Source organism: Pseudomonas sp. EpS/L25 (assembly GCF_001512295.1).
GTDB lineage: Bacteria > Pseudomonadota > Gammaproteobacteria > Pseudomonadales > Pseudomonadaceae > Chryseomonas.
In genome coordinates this window covers 96,006-114,265 of record NZ_LNUP01000013.1, presented here as the reverse complement: position 1 = coordinate 114,265, position 18,260 = coordinate 96,006, and the positions used below count along the sequence as shown (strand labels likewise).

The following is an 18,260-nucleotide window of genomic DNA, read 5'->3' as shown; positions in this document are numbered from 1 at the left end:
GGGCCGTCCCGCCGGATGAAGGCTCCCGAGGTCGTCCCCGGGAGGCGCGCGATGCGGCGGACTAGGGCTTGCGCGGCGTGGGATAGCGCGCGGCGCGCAGTTCGCAGAAGCGATACAGCCACGGCCGCAGCCACCGCCAGAGACGCTGGGCGCGGCTCAGTTCCATATCAGCACCTCCGCCGGGGTGGGATTCCAGCCGTTGCAGGGGTTGTTGAGTTGCGGGCAGTTGGAGATCAGCACGATGACGTCGGTCTCGGCGCGCAGCTCCACGTACTTGCCGGGGGCGGAGAGGCCGTCCTCGAAGGTCAGGCCGCCCTCGGGGGTGATCGGCACGTTCATGAAGAAGTTGATGTTGGCGCCCAGGTCGCGCTTGCCGAGCCGGCCATCGTGCAGGGCGGCGCGCAGGAAGTTGTCGCGGCAGCTGTGCATGTGGCGCTTGTCCAGGGCGTAGCGCACCGTGTTGCTCTCCTGGGCACAGGCGCCGCCGAGGGTGTCGTGGCGCCCGCAGGTGTCGGCGACGATGGTCAGCAGGGCATTGCCGCGGTTGGAATAGAGCACCGTGCCGGTGGTGAGGTAGACGCGATTCTGCCGGCGCAGGGTGCGCTGGGGGTCGAAGCGCTCGCGCGGGTCCTGGGCGGCGAAGAACAGGGTGTCGATGGCCTGGTTGCCCTCCAGGTCGTGCAGGCGCAGGGTCTGTCCGGCCTTGACCTCGAACAGGTAGGGCTCGCCGGCCGGGATGGTGTGGCGGAAGACCGCGGTGTCGGGATGCAGCTCGCTTTCGATCAGGCTCATGGCACGGCCCTCAGAGGTACTGGCGTTCGGTGTTGTGGAAGCCGCGGCCGTTCTCCGGGCGCGAGCTGCGGCAGAGCAGGGTGATGCCGTCGCTGGCGACCTTCTGCCAGCTCAGGCGCACCGGCTTGGGCGCATAGACGGGATTGGGGTCCAGCGGGTGTTGCAGGGCGGTGAGCACCACCAGGGTGTCCATGGGCGCATAGAGCTCGACGTAGTCGCCGGCCTGGGAATTCTCCGGGTGGAAGCGGAAGGCGCCGTCGGCGTCCACGTCGACCCGGCTGAACAGGTTGATGGTCATCAGCAGGTCGGCCAGGCCCAGGTCATGCTTGCCCAGTTCCACCAGCAGGTTGTCGGTGCCGTTGCGGAAGAAGCCGTTGCGCAATTCCTGGTAGCGGCCCTGGCCGTACTTTTCCCGGACTTCGGCGGCATCGAGGACACCGCCGAAGCTGTCGTGCCAGCCGCAGGTGTCGGCGGTGAGGGCGGCGAGCACGCGGCCCATGTCCGAATAGAGGCAGTGACCGGCGGTGAGGCGGGCGGTGTGCTGGCACTTTAGGGTGTCCGGCAGGTTCAGGCGCTCGCTCTTGTCCAGGGCGTTGAACAGCAGCAGGCTGACGTTGGCGCCGCCTTCCTGGTCGGTCAGGCGCAGCAACTGGCCGCGGCGCAGCACGAAGGAGGTGTGGCCACCGCCAGGGAGGATTTCGTCGTAGAGGGTGGGGCTCAGGTTCAGAGAAGCGGTCATGGCAGGTCTCGAGGCTCGTGGCGGGGCGCGGACCGCCCGCTGCGGTCCGCGCGACTCGGAAGGGAGGGGTCAGAGCTTGCCGTCGGCGGCCAGTTGGACGTAGCTGGGGTCGAAGTGCAGCTTGAGGTTGCCGCTGTCGCCGGTGACCACGCCCTTGGCGAAGCTCATGCCGATGGCCTCGGGGCTGCGCGCGCCTTCGCCGAGGATGCCGTGCTCGAAGCTGAAGCGGGCGACCCGGGTCATGGTTTCGGGCAGGCTGGGGCTGGTGGCGAAGGCCAGCGCCTCCTGGGGCGTGTAGAACAGCTTGGTGGTGGCCAGCTGCGCCTGGTAGCCGGCGAGGTCGGTACCGGAGGCCTTGGCCATGCTGGTCAGGGCCTCGGTGGCTGCGGGGGTGCCGGACTGCATCAGGCCGAGGATCTCGAACCAGGCGCCGACCAGCACCTTGCCCAGGGCCGGGTTGTCCTTGAGGGTCTGGGTGTTGACCACCAGCATGTCGAGGATCTCGCCGGGAATCTGCGAGGAATCGAACACCTGGGTGCTGCCCGGCTGGCGGCGAATCTCCGCCAGCATCGGATTCCAGGTGGCGGCGGCCTTGACGTCTGGGGTGGCGTAGGCAGCGACGATGTCGGCGTCCGAGGTGTTGACCACCTTGACGTCGCGCTCGCTGAGTCCGGCCTTTTCCAGGGCGCGGGCGAGGAAGTAGTGGGAAACCGAGAGCTCCACCAGGTTGACCGTCTGCCCCTTGAGGTCGGCCAGGGTCTTGCCCTCACCCTTGATCAGCAGGCCGTCGTTGCCGTTGGAGTAGTCGCCGACGATCAACGCCGTGGAGTCCACGCCACCGGCGGCGGGAATGGTCAGGGCGTCCATGTTGGTCATGGCGCAGCCATCGAACTGGCCGGCGGTGTACTGGTTGATGGACTCGACGTAATCGTTGAGCTGCACGACCTCGACGTCGATGCCGTACTTCTTCGCCCATTTGTCGATGATGCCGGCGGAGCTGGCGTAGCCCCAGGGCATCCAGCCGGCGTAGAGCGTCCAGCAGACGCTGAATTTGTCTTTCTTCTCCGCCAGGGCGGAACAACTCAGGGCCAGGGCGAGGCCGGCGACAGCGAGGGAGAGCAGGGGCTTACGCATGGAAACCTCCAGTTCAGGGTCGGATGAGGCGCAGGAGCCGCGGCACTTGACGAACTACTTCGCAAGTCGCGTTCTCCCGGGCTTTTGTCCCGCCGTGTAACCTCGCTGGAGGTCGATGGCTCTCGGACCAGACATCCGCCTGCGCGGATCGGAACCCTAGCCATCCATTTACCTGATTGTGGTGCCGCTTTACCGGGATGTACCCGGTCAGGTCCTGCACGAGACTGACCGAAGCGAATAGCGTGCCAGCCGCACGAACCGCGCCAGCGGTGGGCCGTGGCGCTGCCTCAGGCGACCGGGGTGTCTTGTCTTGGCGCGCGTTGGGCGCCCGCTGCACCGATGCGGGGCGGAAAAGACCCGTGGAAGGGTGCTTCGATGCCTGGCATGGATATCGCTGCGTGGCCGTGGCAGGAGCGGCCTGGCGGTCGCTCGCGGGACGACCCGCCGCGCTGCTCGTCTGGACGACCAGGTAACCTCGTCAGCACGGAGGGTTGCCATGGCGCATACCCCGTTCACGTCCATTCCCCTCATCGATATCGCCGGTCTCGCCTCCAGCGATCTGGCCGAGCGCCAGCGCGTGGCCAACGAACTCGGTCGCGCCGCTCGCGAGGTGGGCTTCCTGCAGATCGTCGGCCACGGCCTTTCTGCCGAGCTGCGCGCCGGGCTGATCGAGCAGGCGCAACGCTTCTTCGCCCGCCCGCTGGAAGAAAAGCTGCGCTTCTACATCGGCCAGTCGAGCAACCACAGCGGCTACGTCCCCGAAGGGGAGGAACGCTTCGCCGGCGGCAGTCGCGATCTTAAGGAAGCCTACGACGTCAACTACGACTACACCGCGGGACCGCAACGCTATCCGCTGCTCGGGCCCACGCTCTGGCCGGACGATCCGGCGTTCCGCGGGGCGGTGGGCGCCTACTACCGCGCCGCCCTGGCCCTGGGCGAACGCCTGTTCCGCGGCTTCGCCCTGGCCCTGGGGCTGGCCGAAGACACCTTCGCCGCCGTTACCCGCCACCCCACCAGCCAGTTGCGGCTGATCCACTATCCGCTGGACCCCGATCCCCAGGCGGATCGCCCCGGCATCGGCGCCCATACCGACTACGAATGCTTCACCCTGCTGCTGCCCACCGCGCCAGGCCTGCAGGTGCGCAATGGCGAGGGCGACTGGATCGAGGTGCCGCTGATCGCCGACGCCCTGGTGGTCAACATCGGCGACATGCTGGAGGTACTCAGCAACGGCCAGTTCCTGGCGACCGCCCACCGGGTGCGCAAGGTCAGCGAAGAGCGCTATGCCTTTCCGCTGTTCTGCGCCTGTGACTATCCCACCCGCATCGCGCCCCTGCCGGGCCTGCCCGCCCGCGAGGGCCGCCACTATGAGCCGGTGATCTGCGGCGATCACCTGTTCGCCCAGACCGCCCAGACCTTCGCCTACCTGCAACGGCGCCTGGCCGAGGGCAGCCTGACGCTTCCCGCCGGCAGCCTGGGCCTGGCCCGCTTCGGTCCGGGGCAGGAGGTGTCGGCATGAACCTCCTCGAACTGGCCCGCCGTCATCCGCAACGGCCCGCGGACGGCGTGCCCGCCTGGATGCTCGGCCACTTCCGCCGCCGCAGCATCACCTTCGCCGACGGCCACAGCGATGCGCGTACCCAGGTGCATTGGCTGCAGAGTCGCAGCTTCACCCTCGACCTGCGCCTGCCGGATGCGCCAGCGCCGCCGCTGAAAGCCTGGGCGGACTACCACGCCGAGGAGTTGCGCCAACTGGCCAACCAGGAAGGCTGGATGGCCGACAGCCATTGGGTGGACGGCCAGCTCGGCTGGCACGGCGGGGTCTCCCTGCAAGTCCATAACCGCTGGCCGGAGCCGGCGCGGCTGCAGCGCATCGGCAACTGCCTGATGGAGTTCGCTCCCAGCGGCGCCTACGTCGAAGACTGGCGCCTGCAGGCCGAGGGCGGCCCGCTGATCGGCCTGCGCCTGTGGGAAGAGCGGGAGGTCGCGAGCGGTCGCCTGCTGGGCCGGGGTGGCGGCCTGATCCTCTGTGGCGATCGGCTCGGCTGGGTGCGCGGTCGTCCCGCGGCGTTGGCCGAATCGTCCCTTACCCTGCGCGAGCAGGTGGCCCAGGCCCAGGGCGATCCCGCCGCGCTGGCCCGGTTGTTCGACGTCGAGACCTCCCTGGCGCTGGCCGATGGTCAGGGCGGCTATCGGGTGGCCCTCTCCACCCTGCCGGCGCGGCTAGGGCAGCCAGTGGCGCTGGACGGCTTCGCCTGGGACGCTGCCGGCCACCTGCGGCAGCAACTGGTCGACGCCGAAGGTTGCCTGATCGAGCGAACCTTCGAGGTCGACACCCTGGAGCCGGACTGGCGCGCCGAGGTCGCTACACCCTGTTCCGCGGCGGCGCAGGCCTGGTTCGTGGCCGAGCGGGAAACCCTGGCCCGGCATCTCGAGATCCTGAGTTGAGAGGAACGCCGGGGCCTGGCGCCCCGGTGTCCTCAGGTTCTCAGCGCGCCAGTCGCTCCTCCAGGGCCTCCGGCAATTCCGGGTGCGCCGCCCGGCGTTCGGCGTTGAGCGGGATGTCGTAGGTGATCCGCGCGCCATAGGCGCCGGGTGCCTGGGGATCGTGACGGATCTTGTCGAACACCAGCAGCCGGGTGCCGAGGCTGAAGCCCTCGGCGAGATCATGGGTCACCATGAACACCGTCAGCCGCGTCTCCTGCCATAACTCCAGCAGCAGGGCGTGCATGTCCTTGCGGATGCCCGGGTCGAGGGCACCGAAGGGTTCGTCGAGCAGCAGCATCCGCGGTTGCATGATCAGCGCCTGGGCGATGGCCAGGCGCTGCTGCATGCCGCCGGAAAGGGCGCTGGGATAGCGCTCCAGGGCGTGACCGAGACCGACCTTGACCAGCAGGGCCGCCGCGCGCTCGCGGGCCTCGCGTCGCGCCTGGCCGAACAGCCGGCCCAGCAGCGGCGAACGGGGCAACTCCAGGCCGAGGGCGACGTTGTCCAGCACGCTCAGGTGGGGGAACACCGAGTAGCGCTGGAACACCACCCCGCGGCTCGGGTCGGGCTCGGCCGGCAGCGGCTCCCCGGCCAGGCGCAGGCTGCCGCGACTGGGGCGCTCCTGGCCCAGCAGCAGCCGCAGGAAGGTGGACTTGCCGCAGCCGGAGGCGCCGACCAGGGTGCAGAACTCGCCCTCGGCCACCTGCAGGTCGAGGCGTTCGAGTACCACCTGGTCGCCGTATTCCTGCCATACGTTGCGGGCCTCGATGAAGGCCGGGGCAGCCATGGGAACAGCCGGGACGCCGTTCATGCCTTGCCTCCTTCGTGCCAGGGAAAGGCGCGCCGGGTCAGGCTGCGCAGGCCCAGGTCCATCAGCCAGGCCAGCAGGGTGATCCAGGCCACGTAGGGCAGGATGACGTCCATCGCCAGATAGCGGCGCACCAGGAAGATGCGATAGCCGAGGCCGTCGGTACTGGCGATGGCCTCGGCGGCGATCAGGAACAGCCAGGCCGAGCCGAGCATCAGCCGCAGGGAGGTCAGCAGCCGCGGCAACAGCTGCGGCAGCACCAGGCGCAGGATCAGCGTCCAGGAGTTGGCGCCCAGGGTCTGGGCCTTGATCAGCAGCTCGCGGGGGATCTCCCGGGCGCGCTGCTCCAGGTCGCGGGCGATGCAGGGGGTGACGCCGATGGCGATCAGCAGCACCTTGGACAGCTCGCCGAGGCCAAGCACGATGAACAGGATCGGCAGGATCGCCAGCGGCGGGATCATCGCCAGGACCGTCAGCAGCGGCGACAGCGGCGCGCCCAGCAGGGGCACGCTGCCCGCGGCGATGCCCAGGGCCAGGCCCACCAGGGCGGCGATACCCAGGCCGAGGCCCAGGCGTTGCAGGCTGGCGAGGGTGTCCTGCCAGAACAGGTAGTCGCCCGAGCGCTTGTCCGCGGTGAAGGCCAGGCGGTCGACGGCCGCGGCCATCTGGCCGAAGCTGGGCAGCAGCTTGTCGTTGGGATTTTCCGCCAGGCGTTCGGCGGAACTGGTCAGGTAGAGCAGCAGGAGCAGGGCGAAGGGCAGCAGCACCAGGAACAGGCGACCGCCGCTACCGGGTTGGCGATTGATCAGGCGCATGAGCGGACCTCGCCAGGCAGGAGGGGCGGGCGTGATGGCGTCCGTTGCAACGAAAGGGTGAGCAGGACGTAAGGGCGATGCATGACAGGCCTCCGGGAGGTGAGAGACGAAAGACAGGAGCCAGCGTCTGACGCTGCGTCTCCCGGGCTTTTGTCCCGCCGTGTAACCTCGCTGGAGGTCGACGACTCTCGGACCAGTCACTCGCCAGGCGAGCCGGAACCCTAGTCGTCCATTGCCGATTGTGGTGCCTCAAACCGGTCGAGCCGGCGCTCCTGCACGTCAAGGGTCTAGCCAGATACGTGCCAGGGCACCAGCCCCGGATTCCCGCCGCCGCCAGCGGCGAGCGAGCCTGACTTTAGTGCGCCCCGAGGACTGTGTGCACCGCTAGAGGGCGTAAGAGCCTGTTCAAAATCTGCTGCGCGGCGGCCAAACGGCGTTGAAAATGGCCTGGGTCGCCAGCCCCGCCTGGGCGGCCCGTCGGAATGCTCATTTACCACTCGTAAACCCGAGCGCGGGTCCGATCCGCTTCCTCAGCCCTTTGATTCGCTGGCGCTCACCCTTCGGGCCAGCCGTTGGCTGTGACTTCCGCTGGTCGTTGCGCCTTGTTTGGCTCTAGCTCGCGAGATTATGAACAGGCCCTGAGAGGTGCGGGCCGAATGGACAGCCCTGAGGGCGCCTGGCGTCTCTTAATCCCGGCTGAATGAATGCGCGATAATCGAGCGCGAGCGGCGGGCGCGGCTTAAGCTTTCCCTAGGCCCATCCGGGCCGTCCTGGAGATCTCCCATGCGCCATTTCCTCTTGGCGTCGCTCTGTGCCCTGACCTTCACCGGCTGCACCGTCTACGACACGTCCCCCCGTTATTACGCCCGTCCGGCACCGCCCGCGGCGGTCTTCTACGGCACGCCGGCCTATCCGCCGCCAGCGGTCATCGTCCGGCCCTATGGCTACGGCTACTACTATCGTCCGGTGCCGCTGCCCCCGCCGCACTGGGGCCCCGGCCCCGGTTGGGGCCCGCCGGGCTGGGGACCGCGCCCCGGCTATGGTCCGCCGGGTTGGGGGCCGCATCCTGGTCCGCGCTGGTAGCGGGTTTGACAGGGGCAGCCGGCTTTTCTAGGGTGCTGCCCTGGTCTTGAACAGGAAGCCGAAGCGTGGACGACGATCGCATCAAGCTCGACCCCCAATGGAAAGCCGCGCTGCGCGACGAATTCGAGCAGCCCTACATGCGCCAGCTGGGCGATTTCCTGCGGCGCGAGAAGGCCGCGGGCAAGGTCATCTTTCCGCCCGGCCCGCTGATCTTCAACGCCCTCAACACCACGCCGCTGGACCAGGTGAAGGTGGTCATCCTCGGCCAGGACCCCTATCACGGGCCGGGGCAGGCCCATGGCCTGTGCTTCTCGGTACAGCCCGGCGTACCGGCGCCGCCCTCGTTGCAGAACATCTTCAAGGAACTCAAGCGCGACCTGAACCTGCCCATTCCCAACCACGGCTATCTGCAGCACTGGGCGGAGCAGGGCGTGCTGCTGCTCAACACCTCGCTGACCGTGGAGCAGGCCAACGCCGGCTCCCACGCCAAGGCCGGTTGGCAGCGTTTCACCGACCGCATCATCGAGGTGGTCAGTGCCGAACGGGAGAACCTGGTGTTCCTGCTCTGGGGTAGCCACGCCCAGAGCAAGCAGAACCTCATCGATCCGCAGAAGCACCTGATCCTCAAGTCGGCGCACCCTTCGCCGCTGTCGGCCCACCGCGGTTTCCTCGGCAATGGCCACTTCGGGCGCACCAACGAATTCCTGCGCAACGCCGGCCTTGCGCCCATCGACTGGGCCCTGCCGCCGCTGTCCTAGAGCGGTTCAGGCGTTTACACCTTGTAATCCTCCGGTGCTTGTTGACCGACCGGTCATCCAGGACAGTCGAGGGGCATGTCCCCGCACCGGAGAGAGCTCATGACCGAGAACAACAACAAGGTCGCGCCCGCCCCCTCGGCGACCGATTCCGCCCAGCCGCCGAGCGGCACCCTGGCACGCTGGAAGCTGGTGGGCCCCGGCATCGTGGTCGCCGTGACCGGCGTGGGTGCCGGGGACCTGGTGGCCACCCTCATCGCCGGCTCGCGCTTCGGCTATGCACTGCTCTGGGCCGCGGTGGTGGGCTGCATCGTCAAGATCGCCCTGGCCGAGGGCTCCGCCCGCTACCACCTGGCCACCGGCTCGACCATGCTCGAAGGATGGCGCTCCCTGGGCATCTGGACCTACTGGTACTTCGGCATCTACATCGTGCTCTGGGGCTTCGTCTACGGCGGTACCGCCATGAGCGCCACGGCCCTGCCGCTGGCCGCCCTGTTCCCCGATGTACTGCCTTTCTGGGCCTGGGGCGCGCTGTCGGGGGTCGCCGGGGCGGTCTTCGTGCTGCTCAATCGCTATGCCGTGTTCGAAGCGGCGATGAAGTTCTTCATCGGCGTGATGTTCGTGGTGGTGGTGGGCCTGGCCATCCTGGTCATGCCCAACCTCGGCCATGCCGTTACCGGCCTGGTGCCGACCATCCCCGAGGGCTCGGCGATCTACACCCTGGGCCTCATCGGCGGGGTCGGCGGCACCATCACCATGGCCGCCTACGGTTACTGGGTGAACGCCAAGGGCTGGCGTACCCCGGCCTGGATGGGCGTGATGCGCCTGGACAACCAGGTGGCCTACATCGCCACCGGCATCTTCGTCATCGCCATGCTGATCGTCGGTGCCGAGTTGCTCCATACCGCGCAGATCACCCTGTCCAGCGGCGACCGCGGCCTGCTCGACCTGGACGAGGTACTGGAGCAGCGCTTCGGCCCGGTGGTTTCCACCATCTTCCTGATCGGTTTCGCGGCGACCACCTTTTCCTCGATCCTCGGCGTCTGGCACGGCGTTTCCCTGCTGTTCGCCGACTTCGTCCGCCAGGCTACCGGGGGTACCGGCGACCGGGGTGATCTGGAGAAGACCCCCGCCTTCCGCTTCTATGTGCTCTGGCTGACCTTTCCGCCGATGGTCCTGCTGCTGCTCGGCCGGCCCTTCGGGCTGATCATCGCCTACGGGGCCTTCGGCGCCTTCTTCATGCCCTTCCTGGCGCTGACCCTGATCTGGCTGCTCAACTCCAAGCGGGTACCCCAGGAGTGGCGTTCGGGTTGGTTGTCCAATGGCCTGTTGGGTCTGGCCGCGGCGCTGTTCATCGTCCTCAGCCTGAACGAGATCGCCCGGCTGTTCTGAGCGGGAACGTCATCGGGGTGAGCACTAGGCGCCCGCCCCGGTTGACGCCACGAGCGGGGTGGGCTGCTGGTGGCACCTCAGGCACCAGAGCACCCCCATGATCAGCAGGCCGATGGCCAGGGCTTCCAGCAGCGTCGGCCACCGCCATTGCCAGAGAAAGCCATAGAGCAGCGAAGACAGCGTTTCGATGACGATGGCCTGGCCGCTCAGGGTCAGCGGCAGGCGACGACTGGCCTGGTTCCAGCAGAAACCGCCGACCACCGAGGCGAGCAGCGCCACGCCAGCGGCCACCAGCAGCGGCTGCACCCAGGCCTGCGGCGTCCGCACCAGCAGTTCCGGCCCCAGTAGGAAGGGCGCAGCCAGTAGCGCCTGGAGGCCGCTCATCCCGCCCAGCAGCAGGGCCCAGTCATGGCTGCCGACGAGTGTCTTGCCGAGGTGACGGGTATTGACCACGGCGAACCAACTCCAGGCCAGCAGGGCGCCACCGGCGCAGAGCAGACCCAGGGCCGGTTGGGCACCCAGGGCCGTGACGGTCAGCGCCTCGTAGCTGATCAGACCCACCCCGAGCAAGGCGCAGCCCAGCGATGGCCAGAGCCGGGTGAAACCCACGGCCCCGGCGTCGGCGCGTCCGGCCAGGGCCACCAGCAGCGGAATCAGGCCGACGATCAGGGTGGTCGCGGCGACGCCGGCCTGCTGCACCCCGGCGCCGACCAGCGCGTAGTAGCCCAGGTTGCCGATCAGGCTCAGCCAGAACAGGCGTCGTCCGTCCACGCGGGTCAGCTGGCTGCGCAGCCGCTGCCAGCGCGGCACGAGCAGCACCAGGGAGACCCCGCCGTAGCAGAGAAAGCGCAGCACGGCGAACTGGGCGCCGCTGAGGTCGGGCACCAGCGCCGGGGCGAGAAAGATCACGCCCCAGCACAGGCCTGCCGCGACCCCATAGCCGACTCCCCCCGCCGATACCCCTCGTTCGTTCATGTCGCTCGCCTTCGTTGGTTCGGCAGCAGTCTGGCGAGCGGGAGAGGGACAGGTCTTGCGCGAGGCTCTGGCGTTTTTTACCCAGGCAGGAACTATCCAGGCGTGCGCTGGCTGCGCCGCCAGGCGGCCGGGCTGATGCCCTGGCGGCGAGTCATGGCCCGGGTGAGTGCGGCCTGATCGGAAAAGCCGACACGCAGGGCGATCTCGGCGATGGGCAGGCGACTGTCTCCCAGCCAGCGCTGGGCCTGGCGCAGGCGCATATCGGTCAGCCAGGCCTGGGGTGTCTGCCCGAAGCGCTCGTGAAAGAGCAGGTGCAGACGGCTCAGGCCGACCCCGGCCAGGTTGGCCATGGTCGCATTGGTCCAGCTACCCGCAGGCTGGGCCTCCACCTGCGCCAGCAGGCGGTCGAAGGCCGAGGCCGGGGCAGTGACGGTTAGGGAGTGCAGAAGCAGGCGCGTGAGATCGCTGGCGTGCCGGGCGAGGGTCGCTGCCGGCGTCAATTCGGCGAAGGCGAGCAACTGCCGCGCCGCCGGTGGAATCGGCAGGCCGGGTTGGCGCAGCGCCTGGTCCAGGGTCTGGGCCGGCAGCCAGTCGGCGGCGCAGTCGATCACCAGGAAACGGCTGTCCGGCGCTGAGCGCTGCGCATGACCGCAGTCGGGCGCCACCAGGGCGGCCAGACCGGTATGCAGCCGCGCGCCGCGGCGGCCTTCTACCTCCAGCTCCATGCCGCCCTGGATGGGCAACACCAGCTGGGCGAAGGGATGGGCGTGGGGCTGGTGGTCGCCCTCATAGCGCTTGATGGCGAGGCGTGGAGTCAAGGCGCACCTCGGCGAGGGGCTGAAGGATCGAAGGTCCCGATCCTAGCACGTCACCGTGGCGACTCAGCGCACCGGCTGCAGCGGCAACTCCACCTCGCCCGCGTCGTTCAGGTCGACCACCACCGGCTCCTGGGTCAGGTACAGCGGCCGGCCGCCGAGCAGGATGCGTCCGCTGAGCAGGTAGCGCTCACCGCTCTTGACCCGCGAGGGGGCGTAGTCGAGGCGGAAGGGCACCTGGCCTTGCTGTTTGACGAACAGGGTGCGCTGGGCGAGGCGACCGGCTGGGGTGTCGCCGGCGCTGGCGCTGTAGAGGCTGACGGTGAGCTTGGCGGTGGGTGGTACCGGTTCGTTGGCGGTGAAGGTGGCCTGGCCGCTGAGGCTGGTCATGCTCGGCTGGGCCGGGGCGCCGGGGGTGGTCTGCGGCTGCTCGGTGGGCGGCAGCGGCTGGCCAGGCGAGGGCGGCGGCGTGGCCGGGCCGGGGCGCAGCCCGCTACAGGCGCTGAGCAGCAGCGAGGTGGCGAGCAGGGTGGCGATTCTTTTCATGGGTAGATCCTGGTTGAAAGCGACTGCTGTGACCCATCCGCGCCGGCTTAGTTGCCCGCCGCGGGTGGCGATTCACGCTCTGGCAGGTCCGGGGCGTCTGGGCGATCCAGCGCCACCTGGCGGATCGACAGGCGAATCTCCGCCGGCAGCACCCGCTTGCCCGCGCCCTCGGCCAGCTCGCCGAGCAGTTCGTGATGACCCAGGGTGCCGTCGTCGGCCTTGCGCAACACCCCTTCGGCCAGCAGCGTCTGGATGAAGTGGCGGAACAGCGACTTGTCGAAGAACTCCGGCGCATTGAGGCCGTGCAGCACCGACAGCCGCTGGGCCATCACCGTGCAGAGCTCTTCCAGCTGCGGCGCGGTCAGGCTGTTCTGCCCATGGTTGAGGATCAGCGCGGTGGTCATGTAGTAGCGCTGCAGCGTCTGCAGGATGGCCCGCGCCAGGAGGGTGAGACGGACGAACTGCCGGGAGCTGGGCGCCGCACGGACGAAGACGTCGTCTTCGATGCGCAGCAGGCCGCGTTCCACCATGGCTTCCAGCCAGCCGTCCACCACCAGCGGCAGTTCCTCGCGCTCCCAGTGGATGAACAGTTCGGCCTGCAGGTAGGGATAGAGTGCCAGGGCGAATCTATGGATCAGCTCGCGGGTCATCCGCCCGGTGTTCTGGAAGAAGCTGGCGATCAGCGCCGGGATGGCGAAGAGGTGCAGGACGTTGTTGCGGTAGTAGGTCATCAGGACCGCGTTCTGCTCGTCCAGGTAGAGGATGCGGCCCAGGGCGTCCTGCTGCTCGGAGAGGAAGCCCAGGCCGCGCACCTCTTCGATCATCGACTGGCCGTCGCCTTCCGGCAGGGTGACGCTGGTGGAGTAGGGCACCCGCCGCAGCAGGTCCAGGTAGAGGTCGATGGCACGCACCAGGGCGCCTTCGTCCAGCGCCTGGCGGTTGGTCGACAGCAGCGCCAGGGCCACCAGGTTGACCGGGGTGACGGCCGCGGCAGCATTGATGCGCCGCACGATGCGCTCGCCCAGTTCATGGGTGACCGGGTTGAACCAGCTGGGTTTCAGATCTTCGTCGAGAGGTTCGTCGCGCCAGCCGGGGCGACGGGCATCGAGGAAGCTCTGCAGGGGGATGGGCTCGCCGAAATTGACCCAGACCCGGCCGAAGCGCTGGCGCAGGGCGCCGAAGACCTTCACCAGGTCGAAGATGGATTCCTTCTTCTTCGCCGCGCCACGCAACTCGCCCAGGTAGGTGCGGCCCTCGAAGACCTTCTCGTAGCCGATGTAGACGGGCACGAAGACGATGGGTCGGCGCGAATCGCGCAGGAAGCTGCGCAGGGTCATGGCCAGCATGCCGGTACGGGGTTGCAGGGTCCGCCCGGTCCGCGAACGGCCACCTTCGACGAAGTACTCGGTGGAGAAGCCGCGGCTGAACAGGCTGTGCAGGTATTCGTTGAACACCGCCGCATAGAGGGCGTTGCCCTTGAAGCTGCGCCTCATGAAGAAGGCACCGCCGCGTCTGAGGATGTTGCCCACCACCGGCATGTCCAGGTTGATGCCGGCGGCGATGTGCGGAGGCGTCAGGCCGTTCTGGAACAGCAGGTAGGACAGCAGCAGGTAGTCGATGTGGCTGCGATGGCAGGGCACGTAGACCACGGTATGGCCGGGCGCCATCTCCTGGATGCGCTCGATGTGGCTGACCGTCACGCCCTGGTAGATGCTGTTCCAGAACCAGCGCAGGCCGACGTCCAGGCAGCGCACCACCGGATAGGAGAAGTCCGAGGCGATTTCCCGGGCATAGTGCGCTGCTTCGTCTTCGATGCGCCCGGGTGTGGCCTTGCGCTGGGCGATCTCCCGGGCGATGGTCGCGCGGACCTGGGGTGCCCGCAGCAGTCCGCGCAGCAGCGTACGCCGGTGCGACAGATCGGGGCCGATCACCGCTTGGCGCACGTTGCGGAAGTGGATGCGCAGGCGACGCATCACCAGTCGCTCCAGACGCTGCGGATCGGGGCGCTGCGTGGCCAGTTCGCCGAGCGACAGCGGCTTGGAGAACTGCACCCGGGTCAGCCGGCCCAGCACCAGGATGCGCGCGGCCTTGCGCAGCCGTCCGGTCACCACCCAGTTGTCGGCCCAGAGCAGCTTCCAGGGGCTGGTCTCGCGATCCGGCGATTGTCCCCAGAAGACACTGACCGGCACCAGCTGGACGTCGTCCAGTCGCTGCTCGGTCACTGCGGCCACCACCCGGCGCAGGGTGGGCGGCACCGAGCGCCGCGCCGGTCGCCCGCGCCAGTCCGGCTTGCCCATGGCATTGAAGTAGGCCAGCGGCTCGGTCTTGCTGCCCAGCACCAGCGGGCGGAGTGGCCGCGGCAGGCCGGCCTTGCGGCACTCCCGGTCGAGCACCGCCAGGTCGCTCAGCGAGGCTTCGGGTAGCACATAGAGCACCGGCTTGCTCGGGTCGATGCGGCTGAGCAGGCTGGCGGCCTGGGTGGTCTCGGAGCGAACCCAGAGATAGAGCAGGCGCTTGAGCAGCGAAAAGGCCAGGAGACGCAGCGGCGAAAGAGTCATGAAGGGCTACCGGATTGACGAGGCGGCAGTGTGCCGGAAGGCCTGGCGGGCGTAAAACCACCCGTCTTGTGCAGACTTCGACCCGCCCGCCGCGGTCTTGTCACCCGTCCTGGGAAATTGCCTGGCAAATTCAGGGAAACCCGGCGCTGGCGTGGCTTCCAGCCATGATGGCACTTTGCGTAAAGAACGTTGATTTTGCCGGGTAAGCCATGCTTCATAAGGCATCGGCAAGTTTTTGCCGATGCTTGGCAGGGCTGCCCACGGGTGGCGTTGCCGGCACGCAGTCCGTACCGACACAACAAGGCAGCCCGGTTGCCCGCACTTGGGCGACCAGGGATAGGAAATCCAGAAAGCTTCGGAGAGATGTGATGGGTGAGCAACGCGAAACCGGGACCGTCAAGTGGTTCAATGACGCCAAGGGCTATGGATTCATTCAACGCGAAGGCGGTGCCGACGTGTTCGTTCACTACCGCGCCATCCGCGGTGAAGGCCACCGCTCCCTGGTCGAAGGCCAGCAGGTGGAGTTTTCGGTGATCGAAGGCCAGAAGGGCCTGCAGGCCGAAGACGTCGCCCGGCTGTAAGAGCCTATTCGCAGCCTGCTGCGCGTCGACCAAACGGCGTTGAAAATGGCCTGGGTCGCCAGCCCTACCTAGGCGGCCCCGTCGCGATGCTCATTTACGTCGTGTAACCCGAGCGCGGGCGCGATCCGCTTCGTCAGCCATCTGATTCGCTAGCGTTCACCCTTCGGGACAGCGGTTGGCTGTTACTCCCGATGGTCGTTGCGCCTTGTTTGGCGCTAGTGTGGTGTTTCAGCAGTTCGCGCAAGAATTGGCGAGTGATTTTTGGGCGGTTCGGCGCTGCGGCCGAAAAAGCACCGCCAAAATGCTGAAACACCACACTAGCTCGCGAGCCTTTGAAAGGGCGCTGGGCCCGTCTCGCGAAGAGCGCCAGGCTCCTCGCGAACTCAGATCATTCGGTCCGCCAGACGATCTCCTCGACACCCGCGTCCGTGACCTTCAGCCAGCGATCCGCGGCGTCCTCGTCTTCCTCTTCGCTCCAGCCACTCGGCGCGCAGCGTACCTGCACCTGCAACGCCGCCTGGGCATCGCGCGCGCACGCCAAATCGTCCACCCAGGGCGAGACGTCGCTTTCCAGCAGCAGGCTGTGCCACTTGCCCACCGCCTTCGGCAGCCAGGTGACCGGAATGGACTCGCCGCCGTAGCGTAGGGTGCATTTGAAGGTCTGCCCCCGGGCCTGCCATTCGCAGGGCATGGCGAACACCTGTTCGAGCCAGGCCGAGACGGCGTCCCGGTCGACGTCCTTGAGGTAGATTTCGATATCGGGCTGGCGCATGGGACTTAGGCTCCGGATTTGACGATCCAATCGTAACGCACGGCCACTCGTACCTCGAAGGGCTCGGCCAGCACGCGCTCGCGGCGTTCGGCATTGACCCGCCAGCCGTGGGGCGTCATGGCCAGCAGATCTTCGCGGGTCTGGCGCTCGGCCAGTGGCAGCACGAATTCGAGCCCCTCGCTGTGGGCCAGTTCCAGCCCCGGCGGTAGATCCTGCAGGTGCTTGTCTTCGGCATAGTCGCGCACCTCATCGTAGAGCCGCTGGCGCAGCTCCAGCAGGTGGGCGCTGGCCGGACCCAGGCGCAGGATGCCGCCACCGGGGGCCAGCACGCGCTGGGCTTCGGTCCAGTCGATGGGGCTGAAGACGCTGGCCAGCAGCTGGCAACTGGCGTCCGGTAGCGGCAGACGCGCCATGCTCGCCACCAGCCAGGTCACCGCCGGGGTACGCCGGCAGGCGCGCCGCACCGCTTCGCGGGAGATGTCCAGGGCGTAGCCGTCGGCGCCGGGCAGGGCCTGGGCCAGGCGCGCGGTATAGAAGCCTTCGCCACAGCCTACGTCGATCCAGCGCTGGGGCGCGCGTTCGGCGGCCAGGTGCGCCAGGCGTTCGGCCAGGGGTGCATAGTGGCCGGCATCGAGAAAGCGCCGGCGGGCCTCGACCATGGCGGCGTTGTCGCCCGGGTCCAGGCTTTTCTTGTGCTGCACCGGCAAGAGGTTCAGGTAGCCCTGGCGGGCACGGTCGAACCTATGGCCGGCGGGGCAGCCGACGCCACCCTCGAATTCGGCCAGTGGCGCCTGGCAGAGCGGACAGATGAGCTTCATGCCAGCAACCGTACCAGGGTGCCGTAGTACACCTCGGTCAGCAGATCCAGGTCGCTGGCCAAGACGTGCTCGTCCACCTGGTGGATGGTGGCGTTGACCGGCCCCAGTTCCACCACCTGGGCCCCCAGGGTGGCAATGAAGCGGCCATCCGAGGTGCCGCCGCTGGTCGAGGCCTCGGGGCGGTAACCGGTGACGGCTTCCACGCTGGCGGCGACGGCGTCGAGTAGCTCGCCCGGCTCGGTGAGGAAGGGCAGGCCGGACAGCGACCAGTCGAGGTGCCAGTCCAGGCCATGGCGGTCGAGGATGGCTTCGACCCGGGCCTGCAGGCCCTCCACGGTGGATTCGGTGGAGAAGCGGAAGTTGAACAGCGCCTGCAGCTCGCCGGGTACCACGTTGCCGGCACCGGTGCCGGAATTGAGGTTGGAGATCTGGAAGCTGGTGGGCGGGAAGAAGGCGTTGCCATCGTCCCATTGCTCGGCGGCGAGATCCGCCAGGGCCTGGGCCGCCAGGTGGATGGGGTTGCGCGCCAGGTGCGGATAGGCCACGTGGCCCTGCTTGCCGCGCACGATCAGGCGGCCGTTGAGCGAGCCGCGACGCCCGTTCTTGACCACGTCACCCAGCAGGCGGGTGCTGGAAGGTTCGCCGACGATGCACCAGTCCAGCCGCTCGCCGCGCGCGCGCAGGCGTTCCACCACGGCGCGGGTACCGTGCAGGGCCGGGCCTTCCTCGTCGCTGGTAATCAGGAAGGCAATGGCGCCACGGTGGTCGGGATGGTCGGCGACGAAGCGCTCCACGGCGATGATCATGCTCGCCAGGCTGCCCTTCATGTCGGCGGCGCCGCGGCCACGCAGCATGCCGTCGGCATCCACGTGGGCATTGAAGGGTGCCTGCTGCCAGGCCTCCAGCGGGCCGGTGGGCACCACGTCGGTGTGACCGGCGAAGCACAGCACCGGCCCCGCGCCGCCACGGCGTGCCCAGAAGTTGTCCACCTCTTCGATCCGCAGGGGCTCGAGGGCGAAGCCCAGGCGCTCCAGGCGCTGCATCATCAGTGCCTGGCAGCCTGCGTCCAGCGGCGTGACCGAGGCCCGGCCGATCAGGTCGCAGGCGAGTTCCAGGGTGGGGGTGAGGGCGGTGGTCATGGCGGGTCCCGGGAGGCGGCTAGGGTTCAGGGGGGAGCGGTATGGTAAAGG

At 68.2% G+C, this 18,260-nt stretch carries 18 protein-coding genes and 2 riboswitches; of the genes, 6 read left to right on the top strand and 12 right to left on the bottom strand.

Annotated features, from left to right (window positions below; translation table 11 throughout):
- Window positions 1-156: 156 nt before the first annotated feature.
- The 3 genes from AR540_RS14505 to AR540_RS14495 all read right to left on the bottom strand — a co-directional run bounded on the left by AR540_RS14505 (window position 157) and on the right by AR540_RS14495 (window position 2,665).
- Window positions 157-792: an urea amidolyase associated protein UAAP2 gene (locus AR540_RS14505; protein ID WP_059229913.1), complete on the bottom strand. Its 636-nt coding sequence runs from the start codon at window positions 790-792 to the stop codon at window positions 157-159.
- Window positions 793-802: 10 nt separating this feature from the next.
- The gene (locus AR540_RS14500; RefSeq protein WP_059229912.1) at window positions 803-1,531 is read right to left on the bottom strand and encodes an urea amidolyase associated protein UAAP1; all 729 of its coding nucleotides are present in this window, start codon (window positions 1,529-1,531) and stop codon (window positions 803-805) included.
- Window positions 1,532-1,600: 69 nt separating this feature from the next.
- A complete protein-coding gene (locus tag AR540_RS14495) occupies window positions 1,601-2,665 on the bottom strand; it encodes a putative urea ABC transporter substrate-binding protein (RefSeq protein WP_059229911.1) in 1,065 nt (354 codons plus the stop codon).
- Between the two features lie 71 nt (window positions 2,666-2,736).
- A riboswitch (guanidine-I (ykkC/yxkD leader) is annotated at window positions 2,737-2,836 on the bottom strand.
- 325 nt (window positions 2,837-3,161) lie between these two features.
- Here AR540_RS14495 and AR540_RS14490 point away from each other — a divergent pair.
- Together AR540_RS14490 and AR540_RS14485 are read left to right on the top strand one after the other, a co-directional pair.
- Window positions 3,162-4,184, top strand: a complete 1,023-nt coding sequence (locus AR540_RS14490; protein ID WP_059229910.1) for an isopenicillin N synthase family dioxygenase — start codon at window positions 3,162-3,164, stop codon at window positions 4,182-4,184.
- The gene (locus AR540_RS14485) at window positions 4,181-5,113 is read left to right on the top strand and encodes a hypothetical protein (protein WP_059229909.1); all 933 of its coding nucleotides are present in this window, start codon (window positions 4,181-4,183) and stop codon (window positions 5,111-5,113) included. The genes AR540_RS14490 and AR540_RS14485 overlap by 4 nt, the downstream gene beginning before the upstream one ends.
- A gap of 40 nt (window positions 5,114-5,153) precedes the next feature.
- On the opposite strand, the gene AR540_RS14480 is transcribed toward AR540_RS14485, so the two are convergent.
- Both AR540_RS14480 and AR540_RS14475 read right to left on the bottom strand, forming a co-directional pair.
- On the bottom strand, window positions 5,154-5,963 hold the full coding sequence (locus tag AR540_RS14480) for an ABC transporter ATP-binding protein (RefSeq protein WP_059229908.1): 810 nt from the start codon (window positions 5,961-5,963) through the stop codon (window positions 5,154-5,156).
- Complete coding sequence (locus AR540_RS14475) at window positions 5,960-6,775, bottom strand: ABC transporter permease (protein WP_059229907.1); 816 nt, start codon at window positions 6,773-6,775, stop codon at window positions 5,960-5,962. Before AR540_RS14475 ends, AR540_RS14480 begins: the two co-directional genes overlap by 4 nt.
- 137 nt (window positions 6,776-6,912) lie before the next feature.
- Window positions 6,913-7,011, bottom strand: a riboswitch (guanidine-I (ykkC/yxkD leader).
- 547 nt (window positions 7,012-7,558) lie between these two features.
- On the opposite strand from AR540_RS14475, the gene AR540_RS14470 reads away from it, so the two are divergent.
- The 3 genes from AR540_RS14470 to AR540_RS14460 all read left to right on the top strand — a co-directional run bounded on the left by AR540_RS14470 (window position 7,559) and on the right by AR540_RS14460 (window position 10,005).
- A complete protein-coding gene (locus AR540_RS14470; RefSeq protein WP_059229906.1) occupies window positions 7,559-7,858 on the top strand; it encodes a hypothetical protein in 300 nt (99 codons plus the stop codon).
- Window positions 7,859-7,923: 65 nt separating this feature from the next.
- Window positions 7,924-8,616: a uracil-DNA glycosylase gene (ung, locus tag AR540_RS14465; protein WP_059229905.1), complete on the top strand. Its 693-nt coding sequence runs from the start codon at window positions 7,924-7,926 to the stop codon at window positions 8,614-8,616.
- A gap of 99 nt (window positions 8,617-8,715) precedes the next feature.
- Entirely contained in the window at window positions 8,716-10,005 is a 1,290-nt protein-coding gene (locus AR540_RS14460; protein WP_059229904.1) for an Nramp family divalent metal transporter, read from the top strand.
- A gap of 24 nt (window positions 10,006-10,029) precedes the next feature.
- Here the strand turns inward: AR540_RS14460 and AR540_RS14455 are convergent, their stop codons facing one another.
- From AR540_RS14455 to plsB, 4 genes are all read right to left on the bottom strand, one after another.
- The gene (locus AR540_RS14455; protein ID WP_059229903.1) at window positions 10,030-10,980 is read right to left on the bottom strand and encodes a DMT family transporter; all 951 of its coding nucleotides are present in this window, start codon (window positions 10,978-10,980) and stop codon (window positions 10,030-10,032) included.
- 92 nt (window positions 10,981-11,072) lie between these two features.
- Window positions 11,073-11,798 (bottom strand): AraC family transcriptional regulator, encoded by a 726-nt coding sequence (locus AR540_RS14450; protein WP_059229902.1) that lies wholly within the window; start codon window positions 11,796-11,798, stop codon window positions 11,073-11,075.
- Window positions 11,799-11,861: 63 nt separating this feature from the next.
- On the bottom strand, window positions 11,862-12,341 hold the full coding sequence (locus tag AR540_RS14445) for a YbaY family lipoprotein (RefSeq protein WP_059229901.1): 480 nt from the start codon (window positions 12,339-12,341) through the stop codon (window positions 11,862-11,864).
- A gap of 47 nt (window positions 12,342-12,388) precedes the next feature.
- Window positions 12,389-14,899: a glycerol-3-phosphate 1-O-acyltransferase PlsB gene (plsB, locus tag AR540_RS14440; protein WP_059229900.1), complete on the bottom strand. Its 2,511-nt coding sequence runs from the start codon at window positions 14,897-14,899 to the stop codon at window positions 12,389-12,391.
- A gap of 368 nt (window positions 14,900-15,267) precedes the next feature.
- Between plsB and AR540_RS14435 the strand changes: the two genes are divergently transcribed.
- Window positions 15,268-15,480, top strand: coding sequence for a cold-shock protein (locus AR540_RS14435; protein WP_017641736.1), 213 nt, complete (start codon window positions 15,268-15,270; stop codon window positions 15,478-15,480).
- A 388-nt stretch (window positions 15,481-15,868) separates the two neighbouring features.
- Here the strand turns inward: AR540_RS14435 and AR540_RS14430 are convergent, their stop codons facing one another.
- From AR540_RS14430 to dapE, 3 genes are read right to left on the bottom strand one after another with little or no spacing between them, the layout of a single operon-like run.
- Window positions 15,869-16,252: a hypothetical protein gene (locus AR540_RS14430; protein WP_059229899.1), complete on the bottom strand. Its 384-nt coding sequence runs from the start codon at window positions 16,250-16,252 to the stop codon at window positions 15,869-15,871.
- A gap of 5 nt (window positions 16,253-16,257) precedes the next feature.
- Window positions 16,258-17,070, bottom strand: coding sequence for a putative RNA methyltransferase (locus tag AR540_RS14425; protein WP_059229898.1), 813 nt, complete (start codon window positions 17,068-17,070; stop codon window positions 16,258-16,260).
- Window positions 17,067-18,209: a succinyl-diaminopimelate desuccinylase gene (gene dapE / locus AR540_RS14420; RefSeq protein ID WP_059229897.1), complete on the bottom strand. Its 1,143-nt coding sequence runs from the start codon at window positions 18,207-18,209 to the stop codon at window positions 17,067-17,069. Before dapE ends, AR540_RS14425 begins: the two co-directional genes overlap by 4 nt.
- Between the last annotated feature and the right edge of the window lie 51 nt (window positions 18,210-18,260).